The sequence below is a fragment of the Bradyrhizobium sp. HKCCYLS2038 genome (genome assembly GCF_051167655.1).
Taxonomy (GTDB): domain Bacteria; phylum Pseudomonadota; class Alphaproteobacteria; order Rhizobiales; family Xanthobacteraceae; genus Bradyrhizobium.
Genome location: NZ_JBNPTM010000005.1, coordinates 82,846 through 94,477 on the forward strand (window position 1 = coordinate 82,846; position 11,632 = coordinate 94,477).

An 11,632-nucleotide genomic window follows, 5' to 3' on the forward strand; every position below is an offset into this window, starting at 1 on the left:
AATGTCCGACGCCACAAACGCAGCAAACGTCGCGCAGTGGTCGGCGGCTCTACTGCATGTGATCGTTATTGATCCACAGCTTCATACGCACGCTCAACCGGCAGCTTCGAGCGCGCGCTGTCCAGCGCGCCCGCCTTCACGTCGGAATAGATATCATGCGCGAGCGGCGTCACGTCCGTGATCGCCTTGATCCAGTCGCGCACATACAGGCGGACCGCTTCTCCGCTCAGGCCAATTTGAATTGTCCGATGCGGGAGCGGCGCGAAATGAAGATCGCGCTCCGGATCCCACTGGATCCTGACCGGCGAAGCATCCTTCAGCCGCCGCCAGCCTTCAGCATCGAGGTCGCGCGGGCGCTCGCTCGGGCAGGAATTTGCCAAGGCCCAGTTGAAGCCATCGTGGGTGATATCGATCGCGAGGATGCGGCGCTGGCCGTCGTCCTTGGAGCCCCACCCGGCGCGATACATCATCCACAGAAACGACGGCTTGATCCACGTCATCCGGGTCATGCTGAAGGGCGGTGAGACGAACGTGCCCTGCTTCAAAGCCGCGTCGGCGATGCCGTCTGAATAGGCCTGATACACCCGGATTGTCGTTGGGGTGTAGGATGCTCTGATTTGTCGCTCGGGGATCATGGGCGCCACATTAGCATGAATTTGCGCGCGATTGCCCCATGAGCTGTCGGTGCGGCACGATGTTGCGGCTTCAGCCTATCCCCGCATCCTACCCGCATCGCCAATTGCGGCCGTCCGATCCACCACTGACGATTTCTGGCGTGAAGCGCTCAATCGGCCTGTTGACCGCACCGCGCGGTTTGCTGGATTCTCTCTCATTATGGATGAAAACGACTTGCTCGCCCGCTTCGGCCTCACTCCAGCTGCGGACGACCTTCCCGAAATCCGCCGGCTCATCGAAGCTGAGACTGACGATAACGATCGAACCAGCAACGAGGCGTTGAAGCTCCTGTGCACGCAGCTGTTCTCGGCCGGCATCGCCAGTGATGCTCTTCTGATCTTCGAGGCCAAGATGTCGTCCTTCGACGCAGGATGCACCATCGACATTCAACTCGTCTGCGGGGCTGGTCTCGAGGCCACTGAAGAATTCCTGCATTCGAGCAGCGCCCCCGAAGCCAAAGAGCTTCTTGCCATGCTGGAAGACTGCAAGCGCGCCGGCGACTTTGAAGGCTTCACGCCGCAGCAGCAGCTTGCTTCTTATCGGCAATACTACGGGATTTCCTCCTAAGGCTTACCTTGTGATGGAAAACTGTCACCGCTCAGCGAGGTCAGCCTTAAAGAGGGTACCGCCAGAATGGCCGGAGCTTTCGGGGACGGATCGCGGAGCGTGATCTCAAAGATCGCCCGATCCTGATTATACGCTTTGCTATGGCTACGGGCGAAATTCGCCTCGTTCGAGGCCGGACGACCTACCTGCCGAATATTCCGCCCACCACGCGGTGCATCGCGCCGCCGATCGCGCCGATGGGACCTCCGGCGTTTCGCGAATGCCGCGTACGTCCGCCCGAGCTCCGACGCGCTTGACGGTCGGATTTGGCGGCCTCGGTGGCTGCGTCCATCAGGGCCTTGTGCTGGGTGGCATCGAGATAACCGGTCGCGGGGTAGCCGCGCTCCTCCTGCCAGCGTGCGATCGCCGCGCGAGTCCGTTCGTCGAACGCCCCGTTGGCCTTGGTGTCGAACCCGAGCCTGGTCAGCCCGCGTTGCACCGCGCGACGCTTCGCGTTGGTGAGGCCGATCTGGTTCTCGGTCTGCTGATTTGCATCCTCGCTCGCGCTCGCCGTCTCGGCGGGCGCCGTCGTTCCACGAGGCGAAGTGCTGAGACCCGCGTTCGCAACATGCGTGCTTCCGACGATCGCCAGGATGGAGAGTGCCAGGATCAAGAAGCGCATGGCCTTCCTTCGCCCTCAGGTCTGCCGATGTTGTTCCAGCAGGAGAGATACAGCCCGACCAACCCAGTGATCAACATCCGGCGGCGTCACCCCGCTTCATTGCAGAACAACTGCGGTCCGCGCGACACGGTTCCCTCGCCTCCCGCCGATTGTTGCATCGCATTGCACGCGGGGCGCAGCGCGCGAGCGCCGCTCGCTCACCGTTTCGGAATGCGCCCGCGAATGTGGTCGAAGCCCTGCTTGATGGTGGCGAAGCGGGCGTCGATCATCGGCTCGAATTCGAGGTCGGTGAAGATATAGGGCCAGTCGTTCTCGACGCCTTCGCGGACGAGCTCGCCGACATAGAGCGGATCGATGCCGTGCGACACGCGCTCCCGGATCATGTTGATGCGCTCGGCAAGCGGGCCGGACGTCGGCAGCGGACGGACGGGCTCCTCGAAACGCTGCGGCACGTTGCGGCGGGAGTCCATGATCTGCGTCCTGATGAAGCCGGGACACAGCACCGAGACGCCGATGCCGCGCGGCGCGAGCTCGTGCCGCAGGCCCTCGGACAACCCGACGACGCCATACTTCGAGACATTGTAGGCGGTGCTCCCGTTCGAAATCAGGCCGGCGAGCGAGGCGGTGGAGACAATGTGCCCACCCTCGCCATGCTGCTCGATCAGCGGGCCGAAGATCTCGATGCCCCAGATCGTCGCCATCAGGTTGACGCCGAGGGTCCAATTCCACGACGCGTCGGTCCAGGTGCCATACGGTCCGCCGCCGCCGACGCCCGCATTGTTGACCAGGATGTGCACCTTGCCGTAGCGCGCCGTCGTGGCTTCCGCGGCGGCGGCAAGCTCGGCCTTGAGCGAGACGTCCGCCCGCACGCCATCGACATCCGCATTGGTGAGCCGCAGCTGCTCCAGCGCAGCCGACAGAGCCTTCTCCTCAATGTCGCAGAGCATCACCTTCACGCCCGCCTGGGCGAACGCCGTCGCGATGCCCAATCCGATGCCGGATGCCGCCCCGGTCACGAATGCCGTCTTTCCAGCGAGGTCCTTCATGCGCATTCTCCCCGAAATGTCTGCAGTCGAGCTCCGACACCCACAACTCTGTCGCACTTGATCCGCCGCGCAAGACGCAAGGATGAGTTAGAATAGCATAATACCTTTGTTCTTCCGGCCTGACATTGAGATGGTGGTTTTTCCATATGAGACCGTCACTTTTGATTGGAAATTCCTATTGTAACATTCCTGCTGCACCGCAAAACACTCATGCTGCCATGCAATATCATCCGTTGTATCTGGCATCTGGTATACGTAAATTCTCCTCAGTCAGAACGTCATACCGCCTCACTGAAGGAGACAAACCATGGCCAAGACCGTCGCCCTCCCCCTCGTCAACTCGGTGTCCCTGTTCGGCCGTTTCCTGGCCGCTCTCGACCGCGTGCTCATGACCAGCGCGCGCGCCGCCAACCGCAACGGCGACCTCCCCTATTTCGGCCTCTGAGCAGCCTTGGCGCGGCGACGCGCCCGGACAGCAGGATTGAAGCCCAAACAAGAGCCCCGGATCTCCGGGGCTTTTGCTTTTTGGGGGACCGTCAAACTGCGACAAATCCGCCCTGCCGCACCGTCGGCGGCTCTCCTGAATTGCGGTTGGGAATTGCTCATATCAAAATCGACGTGCTCTACGCGGTTGCGGTCGTAATTGCGGACAGCCGAGGACTCAACCTATGCTCGCGTGAGCGCTGACGCCCAGCGCCGGCTGGGGCGAGATCTGCAAGGCCCGACAAGGGCGGCAATTCGGACGTAGCGGCCGGAAGAAGCCGTCACGTCCTGGAATGAAGGGGAGAATGCGTCGATGAAGCGTTCCATGCGCGTCGTCCTGGCTGCCGCTGTGGCCGTGGCCGCGAGCCATGCATCGGCTGTTGCGGGATGGGAGCCCGTCCGGCCGGTCGAGTTCATCGTTCCCGCCGGAACCGGCGGCGGCGCCGACCAGATGGCGCGGACGATCCAGGGCATCGTCACCAAGCACAGCCTGATGAAGCAGCCGCTGGTGGTGATCAACAAGTCCGGCGGCGCCGGCGGCGAAGGCTTCCTCGACGTCAAGGCGTCCGCAGGCAACCCGCACAAGATCATCATCACGCTGTCGAACCTCTTCACCACCCCGCTCGCCACCGGCATCCCCTTCAGCTGGAAGGATCTCACCCCGGTCGCGATGCTCGCGCTCGACGAGTTCGTGCTCTGGGTCAACGCCGAGAAGCCCTATACCACCGCCAAGGACTACATCGACGCGGTGAAGCAAGGTGGCGGCACGCTGAAGATGGGCGGCACCGGCTCGAAGCAGGAAGACCAGATCATCACGGTGGCGATGGAAAAGACCACCGGGGCCAAGTTCACTTACATTCCGTACAAGGGTGGCGGCGAGGTCGCCGTTCAGCTGGTCGGCAATCACGTCGATTCCACCGTCAACAATCCGATCGAGGCGGTTGCGCAGTGGCGCGGCGGCAAGGTCCGGCCGCTCTGCGTGTTCGACGACAAGCCGATGGGCTACGACGAGCAGATCACCGACGGCAAGGCATGGAAGGACATTCCGACCTGCAAGTCGCAGGGCCTCGACATCGAATACGTGATGCTGCGCGGCATCTTCATGTCGCCGCGCGCCACCAAGGACCAGATCGACTACTACGTCGACCTTTTCAAGAAGGTCCGCGAGACGCCGGAATGGCAGGACTTCATGAAGACCGGCGCCTTCAACACCACGTTCATGACGGGGGTCGACTACGCCAAATGGGTCGAGACCGAGGAGAAGCGTCACGAGCTGCTGATGAAGGAAGCCGGCTTCCTGGCCTCGAACTGAGCGGCTCGCATGAGCAGTCAGGGCGGATCCACCGGCCCCAGCCACAAGGCGGTCGAACTCGGCGTCACGCTTGCCATCGCGCTCTTCGGGGTCATCGTGATCTTCGGGAGTATCAAGGCAGGCATCAACTGGGGCGCGGAGGGACCGCGCGCCGGCTTCTTCCCCTTCTACGTCGGCCTGTTCATCGTCGCGTCGAGCGCGATGAATGTCCGCAACACGCTGCGCGAAGATGACGGCGGCGTCTTCGCCGAATGGGGACAGCTGCGCCAGGTCCTGAGCGTGGTGGTGCCGACGGCGATCTATGTCGGTGCCCTGCCCTTCACCGGTCTCTATCTCGCATCGATGATCTTCATCGGCTGGTTCATGCGATGGCTCGGCAAATATCGCTGGCTCACGGTTGCGGCGGTCGCAATCGGAATGCCGATCGTCACCTACCTGATCTTCGAGCGCTGGTTCATGGTCCCCTTGCCCAAGGGACCGGTCGAGGAATGGCTCGGACTTTAAACAAGAAAACTCATTCGCTGAGGGTTGCAGGACCAAGCTGGCATGGAAGAGTTCGCCAATCTGTTTCACGGCTTCGCCGTCGCCCTCCAACCCTTCAACATCATGGTGATGATCCTCGGCATCGTGCTGGGCGTGGTCATCGGTGTCCTGCCTGGCCTCGGCGGCGCCAACGGCGTTGCGATCCTGCTGCCGCTGACCTTCAGCATGCCGCCGACCTCCGCCATCATCATGCTGTCCTGCATCTATTGGGGCGCATTGTTCGGCGGCGCCATCACATCGATCCTGTTCAACATCCCCGGCGAACCCTGGTCGGTCGCGACCACCTTCGACGGCTATCCGATGGCGCAGCAGGGCAAGGCCGGCGAAGCGCTCACGGCCGCGTTTACGTCGTCCTTCGTCGGCGCGCTGTTCGCTGTCATGATGATCACGCTGGTTGCGCCGCTGGTCGCAAGCTTCGCGCTGCGGTTCGGACCAGCCGAGAAATTCGCCGTCTACTTCCTCGCCTTCTGCAGCTTCGTCGGCCTGAGCAAGGAGCCGCCCTTCAAGACCGTCGCGGCGATGATGATCGGCTTCGCACTCGCGGCGGTCGGACTCGACTCCATCACCGGCCAGCTCCGGCTCACCTTCGGGATTACCGAGCTGCTCAACGGCTTCGACTTCCTGATCGCCGTCATCGGTCTGTTCGGCATCGGCGAGATCCTGCTCACGATGGAAGAAGGCTTGAGCTTCCGCGGCGGCGACGCGCGGATCAATCTGCGGGTGGTGCTGCACACCTGGAAGGAGATGCCGGCGCATTGGCTGACCTCGTTGCGCTCCTGCCTGATCGGCTGCTGGATGGGCATCACGCCAGCCGGCGCCACACCCGCGTCGTTCATGAGCTATGGCATCGCCAAGCGCCTCTCCAAGCGCGGCAAGAATTTCGGCCGGGGCGAGATCGAGGGCGTCGTCGCGCCGGAGACGGCGGCGCACGCCGCAGGCACCGCGGCACTGTTGCCGATGCTGTCGCTCGGCGTGCCCGGCTCGCCGACCGCGGCGGTGCTGCTGGGCGGTCTGTTGATCTGGGGCCTGCAACCAGGGCCGATGCTGTTCGTCGAGCAGAAGGAATTCGTATGGGGGCTGATCGCCTCGATGTATCTCGGCAATCTCGCCGGGCTCCTGGTCGTTCTGACCTGCGTCCCGGTGTTCGCCGCCATCCTGCGCATTCCGTTCAGCATCATTGCACCACTTATCCTGGTGCTCTGCGCGATCGGCGCCTATTCGGTGCATAGCAGCACGTTCGACGTCGTGCTGATGCTGGTGTTCGGCGTGCTCGGCTATCTGTTCAAGAAGTGCGGCTATCCGCTCGCGCCGCTGGTGCTCGCCATTGTTCTTGGCGACAAGGCCGAAGAAGCGTTTCGGCAGTCGCTGCTGGGATCCCAGGGATCCCTCGGGGTGTTCTTCTCGAACGGGCTGGTCGGCACCATCATGGTGCTCGGCTTGATCGCTCTGTTCTGGTCGGCGCTCCAGGAGGGCTATGCCCGACTGCGGGAAGCCTGACTTTGGTTTAGCTGGACAATCAATCTCGAGATCGGCACTGCTGCGTCGTATTGTCGCTGCAGCGATTTGCCTTGCTAATTCGCGCTTTTTCGCCGATCGCAGGCTGTGAGGATCAGGCAGCGGCCGATGAATCCTCTTGTCTATTGGCATATCATATACCAAACTCCGCATAGCTGTTAGCTAAAAATAGACAGCCTGGAGGAAACATGACGGACTTGGCTCACGCGGGGGCGCCCGCATCTGCAAGAGTAAGTGACGCCTATCGGTGGACGCAGCTGGCGGTTGGCGTTCTGGCGATGGTGATGATCGCCAACTACCAATATGGCTGGACCTTCTTCGTCCCCGACATCGCCAAGACCTTCGGGTGGGACCGTGCCTCGATCCAGTGGGCCTTCACCCTGTTCGTTCTGTTCGAGACTTGGCTGGTGCCGGTCGAGGGCTGGTTCGTCGACAAATACGGCCCGCGCATCGTCGTCCTCGTTGGCGGCGTCCTCTGCGCGATCGGCTGGATGATCAACGCTTACGCCACCTCGCTCAACGGCTACTATCTCGGCATGATCATCGCTGGCATCGGCGCCGGCGGCGTCTACGGCACCTGCGTCGGCAACGCGCTGAAGTGGTTTCCCGACAAGCGCGGCCTCGCGGCCGGCATCACCGCGGCCGGCTTCGGCGCCGGCTCGGCGCTGACCGTAGCCCCCATCCAGGCCATGATCCGCGACTCCGGCTTCCAGACCACCTTCCTGTATTTCGGTCTCGGTCAGGGCATCATCATCGTAATCCTCGCCTTCTTCCTGTTCGCCCCGAAGGAAGGCCAGGTACCCGTGGTCACGCAGAACGCCAATCTCGTGCAGAGCCGCCGCAACTACAACCCGACCGAGGTGATCCGTCAGCCGATCTTCTGGCTGATGTACTTCATGTTCGTGATCGTCGGCGCCGGCGGCCTGATGGTGACCGCCAACCTCAAGCCGATCGCCGGTGACTGGAAGGTCGACGCCGTGCCGGTGACGCTGATCGGCATGACCATGACGGCGGTGACCTTCGCGGCGACCATCGACCGCGTGCTGAACGGCCTGACGCGTCCGTTCTTCGGCTGGATCTCCGACAACATCGGCCGCGAGAACACGATGTTCATCGCCTTCGGCATGGAAGGCATCGGCATCTGGGCGCTGTACATGCTCGGCCACGATCCGGTGTGGTTCGTGATCCTGTCCGGCTTCGTGTTCTTCGCCTGGGGTGAGATCTACTCGCTCTTCCCCTCGACCTGCACCGACACGTTCGGCACGAAGTTCGCGACCACCAATGCCGGCCTGCTCTACACCGCGAAGGGAACGGCGGCGCTCCTGGTGCCGATCGCCAACTACATGCAGCAGTCGAGCGGCAATTGGGACCAGGTCTTCATCATCGCGGCCGGCGCCAACATCCTGGCCTCGATCCTGGCGATTGCGGTGCTGAAGCCCTGGCGCAAGACGGTGGTGCAGAAATCGATGCTGTGAAGCCACTCTTCGCAGCGCAATAAAAATAAAGTCAATCGACCCGAAATCTCGAACGCTCGGCATTTTGCCGAGCGTTTTCTTTTGCTTGGCCACCCGCGACCATCTCGCTGCACAGCAACATGTCGCACCCTGTGTCGCAGGCCATATTGCGGGCTGGAATATATTATACCAGAATGCCTCATCGCAGGTGGGGAGGGCGCGGATCACAGCGGCCCCTCCAAGAGAACGCGTTTGGGAGGATTCATGGTTTCCAGCACAGAGGCATCGCCGACCGACTTGCCGCAATCCAGCGGCTTCCGGTGGGTCCAGCTCGCAATGGGCATCGTCTGCATGGCGATGATCGCGAACCTGCAATATGGCTGGACGCTGTTCGTCGATCCGATCGACGCCAAATTCCATTGGGGCCGCACCGCCATCCAGCTGGCCTTCACGATCTTCGTCGTGACCGAGACCTGGCTGGTGCCGGTCGAGGCCTGGTTCGTCGACAAATACGGTCCGCGCATCGTGATCATGTTCGGCGGCGCGATGATCGCGCTGGCCTGGGTGATCAACTCCTACGCCGACTCGCTCACCCTGCTCTACGCCGGCGCCGTGGTCGGCGGCATCGGCGCGGGCGCGGTCTACGGCACCTGCGTCGGCAATGCGCTGAAATGGTTTCCTGACCGTCGCGGTCTCGCCGCCGGCGCCACCGCCGCCGGCTTCGGCGCAGGCGCAGCGCTCACCGTGGTGCCGATCGCCAGCATGATCGCCTCGAGCGGTTATCAGAGCGCCTTCCTGACCTTCGGCATCGGCCAGGGCCTGATCGTGTGCGTTCTCGCGATCTTCCTGCGGCCGCCGACCAAGGCTGTGCCGGCGCGCAAGAAGCAGCTCAACCTGCCGCAGACCAAGATCGACTACACCCCGCCGCAGGTGCTGCGCGCCCCGATCTTCTGGATCATGTATCTGACGTTCGTCATGGTTGCCTCCGGTGGCCTGATGACCGCGGCCCAGATCGCGCCGATCGCCAAGGATTTCGGAATCGCCAACGAGCCGGTGACGCTCGCCGGGTTCCAGATGGCGGCGCTGACCTTCGCGATCTCGCTCGACCGCATCTTCGACGGCTTCGGCCGGCCGCTGTTCGGCTGGATCTCGGACACCATCGGCCGTGAGCACACCATGTTCATCGCCTTCGGCACCGCTGCGCTGATGCTGCTGACGCTGTCGAACTACGGCCACAACCCGATCGTGTTCGTGCTCGCGACCGCGGTGTATTTCGGCGTGTTCGGCGAGATCTACAGCCTGTTCCCGGCCACCTCGGGCGACACCTTCGGCAGCAAATACGCCACGACCAACAACGGCATGCTCTACACAGCGAAGGGCACCGCATCGCTGCTCGTCCCGCTCGCGAGCCTCGTCTCGGCCAAATATGGCTGGCAGGCGGTGTTCGTCATCGGCGTCGGCCTCAACGCAACCGCCGCGCTGCTGGCGCTGTTCGTGATCAAGCCGCTGCGCCGCGCCTTCATTCTCGGCAAGGAGGCCGCCGTCACCGAGCCGGCCGCGCAGGACATCCGCACGGCGTGAGCCATCCACTTCTTCCCGCGACTGCAGGAGGCGCATCCCCCCGGTGCGCCTCTTTTTTTCTGTTCGAGTAGATTGAATGCCAGATGCCAGAGGCAACACAGCTCTGACAGCACTACTGACCTTGTTTAGCCGAGATTTGCCTCGGAAACCGCAAGATCCGCATTGACATCTGGCATAACGTATACCAGACTTCCTCTCGTTCAAAACAACCAACGGGAGGGTGCCATGAAAGTCGGAGACATCCTGCGCAACAAGACGGCGCGCGTGATCACGGTGCGTATGAACGAGACCGTCGGCGTCGCGGCGCAGCTGATGCGCGCGAGCAATGTCAGCGCCCTCGTCGTCAAGGACGTCGTGCGTACCGAGGGCAATACCGCCGCCGGCATGTTCACCGAGCGTGACGTCGTGCGGGCCATCGCCGAGCACGGCGCCGCCGGCGTCAACATGAAGGTCTCGCAGTTGATCTCGCCGCAGCGGCTGATCTCCTGCAGCACCGAGGACACGCTCGAGCACGTCCGCCACCTGATGAACGTGCACCACATCCGCCACCTGCCCGTCATCGTCGACTTCGCGCTCGCCGGCGTCATCAGCATGCGCGACGTGTCGACGGCCTTCGACGAGGCGGAAGCCTCCGCCGCCGCCTGATCGGCAGAGCTCCGGCTCGCGATCGGTTCCATCGCGGATCAAGACTTGTCGGAGCGACGGAGCGCCTGCTAGGCGGTCCGCAATCGAGAGCGACGGCACCGGGCCGTCGCCTCGCTTGTCCCGACAGGATGACCTGCGATGAAAGCCTATGTTTATGGCGCCCAGGGCGCCGCGATCACCGATGTCGCCAAGCCGACGCCGAAGGGCACGCAGGTTCTGATCCGCGTGCGCGCCTGCGGCCTTAACCGCGCCGATCTCGGCATGACCAAGGGCCATGCCCACGGCGCCGCCGGCGGCGTCGGCACCGTGCTCGGCATGGAGTGGGCCGGCGAGGTTGCCGAACTCGGGCCGGACGCGACAGGCCTGAAGGTCGGCGACAAGGTGATGGGCTCGGGCGGCGCGGCGTTCGCCGAATACACCCTCGCCGATCACGGCCGGCTGTTCCACGCCCCCTCCAACATGAACTTCGATGAGGCGGCGACGCTGCCGATCGCGCTCACGACGATGCACAATGCGGTCGTCACCAACGGCGCGCTGCAACCCGGCCAGCGGGTGCTGATCCAGGGCGCGAGCTCCGGCGTCGGACTGATGGCGATGCAGGTCGCCAAGCTCAAGGGCGCTTCGCTCGTGATCGGCTCCTCGACCGACCCGGCGCGTCGTGCGCGCCTGAAGGAGTTCGGCGCCGATCTCGCAATCGATTCGAGTGACCCGTCCTGGGTCGACCAGGTGCGCGAAGCCACCGGCGGCGACGGCGTTGACCTGATCGTCGACCAGATCTCCGGCACAGTCGCCAACCAGAACCTCGCCGCGACCAGGGTGCTCGGCCGCATCGTCAATGTCGGCCGGCTCGGCGGCACCCATGCCGACTTCAATTTCGACCTGCATGCGGCGCGCCGTATTACCTATGTCGGCGTCACCTTCCGGACCCGCTCGATCGAGGAGATCCGCGCGATCTTCGCCGAGGTGAAGCAGGACATCTGGAGCTCCGTGGAATCCCGGACGCTGCGGCTGCCGATCGACCGCGTCTTCGCCTTCGACGACATCGGCGCGGCGTTCGCCCACATGGAAGCCAACAAGCATCTCGGCAAGATCGTGGTGACCTTGTGAGCCCATTGTTCTGACATTTAGACGCAATCGAAACAGTGCGCGG

At 63.2% G+C, this 11,632-nt stretch carries 12 protein-coding genes; 9 read left to right on the forward strand and 3 right to left on the reverse strand.

The window, feature by feature from the left end; all coding sequences use genetic code 11:
- Positions 1–65: 65 nt before the first annotated feature.
- The gene (locus ACQR1I_RS22360; protein WP_434871086.1) at positions 66–635 is read right to left on the reverse strand and encodes a DUF4291 domain-containing protein; all 570 of its coding nucleotides are present in this window, start codon (positions 633–635) and stop codon (positions 66–68) included.
- 49 nt (positions 636–684) lie between these two features.
- On the opposite strand from ACQR1I_RS22360, the gene ACQR1I_RS22365 reads away from it, so the two are divergent.
- Positions 685–1,242: a hypothetical protein gene (locus tag ACQR1I_RS22365; protein WP_434871087.1), complete on the forward strand. Its 558-nt coding sequence runs from the start codon at positions 685–687 to the stop codon at positions 1,240–1,242.
- 181 nt (positions 1,243–1,423) lie between these two features.
- On the opposite strand, the gene ACQR1I_RS22370 is transcribed toward ACQR1I_RS22365, so the two are convergent.
- Together ACQR1I_RS22370 and ACQR1I_RS22375 are read right to left on the reverse strand one after the other, a co-directional pair.
- Positions 1,424–1,903, reverse strand: a complete 480-nt coding sequence (locus tag ACQR1I_RS22370; RefSeq protein WP_434871088.1) for a peptidoglycan-binding domain-containing protein — start codon at positions 1,901–1,903, stop codon at positions 1,424–1,426.
- Between the two features lie 197 nt (positions 1,904–2,100).
- Entirely contained in the window at positions 2,101–2,949 is an 849-nt protein-coding gene (locus ACQR1I_RS22375; RefSeq protein WP_434871089.1) for an SDR family NAD(P)-dependent oxidoreductase, read from the reverse strand.
- A 307-nt stretch (positions 2,950–3,256) separates the two neighbouring features.
- Here ACQR1I_RS22375 and ACQR1I_RS22380 point away from each other — a divergent pair, with 307 nt between their 5' ends.
- The 8 genes from ACQR1I_RS22380 (at position 3,257) to ACQR1I_RS22415 (ending at position 11,589) form a co-directional block, all read left to right on the forward strand.
- Positions 3,257–3,394 (forward strand): hypothetical protein, encoded by a 138-nt coding sequence (locus ACQR1I_RS22380; protein WP_284420614.1) that lies wholly within the window; start codon positions 3,257–3,259, stop codon positions 3,392–3,394.
- A 351-nt stretch (positions 3,395–3,745) separates the two neighbouring features.
- A complete protein-coding gene (locus tag ACQR1I_RS22385; RefSeq protein WP_434871090.1) occupies positions 3,746–4,744 on the forward strand; it encodes a Bug family tripartite tricarboxylate transporter substrate binding protein in 999 nt (332 codons plus the stop codon).
- 9 nt (positions 4,745–4,753) lie between these two features.
- Positions 4,754–5,248 (forward strand): tripartite tricarboxylate transporter TctB family protein, encoded by a 495-nt coding sequence (locus ACQR1I_RS22390; protein ID WP_434871091.1) that lies wholly within the window; start codon positions 4,754–4,756, stop codon positions 5,246–5,248.
- Positions 5,249–5,290: 42 nt separating this feature from the next.
- Positions 5,291–6,784 carry a tripartite tricarboxylate transporter permease gene (locus ACQR1I_RS22395; protein WP_434871092.1) on the forward strand — a complete coding sequence of 498 codons (1,494 nt, stop codon included), beginning with the start codon at positions 5,291–5,293 and terminating at the stop codon, positions 6,782–6,784.
- A 206-nt stretch (positions 6,785–6,990) separates the two neighbouring features.
- Positions 6,991–8,277: an oxalate/formate MFS antiporter gene (gene oxlT / locus ACQR1I_RS22400; RefSeq protein ID WP_434871093.1), complete on the forward strand. Its 1,287-nt coding sequence runs from the start codon at positions 6,991–6,993 to the stop codon at positions 8,275–8,277.
- Positions 8,278–8,520: 243 nt separating this feature from the next.
- Positions 8,521–9,837: an oxalate/formate MFS antiporter gene (oxlT, locus tag ACQR1I_RS22405; RefSeq protein WP_434871094.1), complete on the forward strand. Its 1,317-nt coding sequence runs from the start codon at positions 8,521–8,523 to the stop codon at positions 9,835–9,837.
- 225 nt (positions 9,838–10,062) lie between these two features.
- Positions 10,063–10,482 (forward strand): CBS domain-containing protein, encoded by a 420-nt coding sequence (locus ACQR1I_RS22410; protein WP_434871095.1) that lies wholly within the window; start codon positions 10,063–10,065, stop codon positions 10,480–10,482.
- Between the two features lie 138 nt (positions 10,483–10,620).
- Positions 10,621–11,589 carry a zinc-binding dehydrogenase gene (locus ACQR1I_RS22415; RefSeq protein ID WP_434871096.1) on the forward strand — a complete coding sequence of 323 codons (969 nt, stop codon included), beginning with the start codon at positions 10,621–10,623 and terminating at the stop codon, positions 11,587–11,589.
- Positions 11,590–11,632: the final 43 nt, after the last annotated feature.

Coding starts and splice junctions, on each gene's coding strand:
- ACQR1I_RS22380 (WP_284420614.1), top strand. CDS start 3,257: ATGGCCAAGACCGTCGCCCTCCCCCTCGTCAACTCGGTGTCCCTGTTC.
- oxlT (WP_434871093.1), top strand. CDS start 6,991: ATGACGGACTTGGCTCACGCGGGGGCGCCCGCATCTGCAAGAGTAAGT.
- ACQR1I_RS22360 (WP_434871086.1), bottom strand. CDS start 635: ATGATCCCCGAGCGACAAATCAGAGCATCCTACACCCCAACGACAATC.
- ACQR1I_RS22385 (WP_434871090.1), top strand. CDS start 3,746: ATGAAGCGTTCCATGCGCGTCGTCCTGGCTGCCGCTGTGGCCGTGGCC.
- oxlT (WP_434871094.1), top strand. CDS start 8,521: ATGGTTTCCAGCACAGAGGCATCGCCGACCGACTTGCCGCAATCCAGC.
- ACQR1I_RS22395 (WP_434871092.1), top strand. CDS start 5,291: ATGGAAGAGTTCGCCAATCTGTTTCACGGCTTCGCCGTCGCCCTCCAA.
- ACQR1I_RS22415 (WP_434871096.1), top strand. CDS start 10,621: ATGAAAGCCTATGTTTATGGCGCCCAGGGCGCCGCGATCACCGATGTC.
- ACQR1I_RS22410 (WP_434871095.1), top strand. CDS start 10,063: ATGAAAGTCGGAGACATCCTGCGCAACAAGACGGCGCGCGTGATCACG.
- ACQR1I_RS22390 (WP_434871091.1), top strand. CDS start 4,754: ATGAGCAGTCAGGGCGGATCCACCGGCCCCAGCCACAAGGCGGTCGAA.
- ACQR1I_RS22370 (WP_434871088.1), bottom strand. CDS start 1,903: ATGCGCTTCTTGATCCTGGCACTCTCCATCCTGGCGATCGTCGGAAGC.
- ACQR1I_RS22375 (WP_434871089.1), bottom strand. CDS start 2,949: ATGAAGGACCTCGCTGGAAAGACGGCATTCGTGACCGGGGCGGCATCC.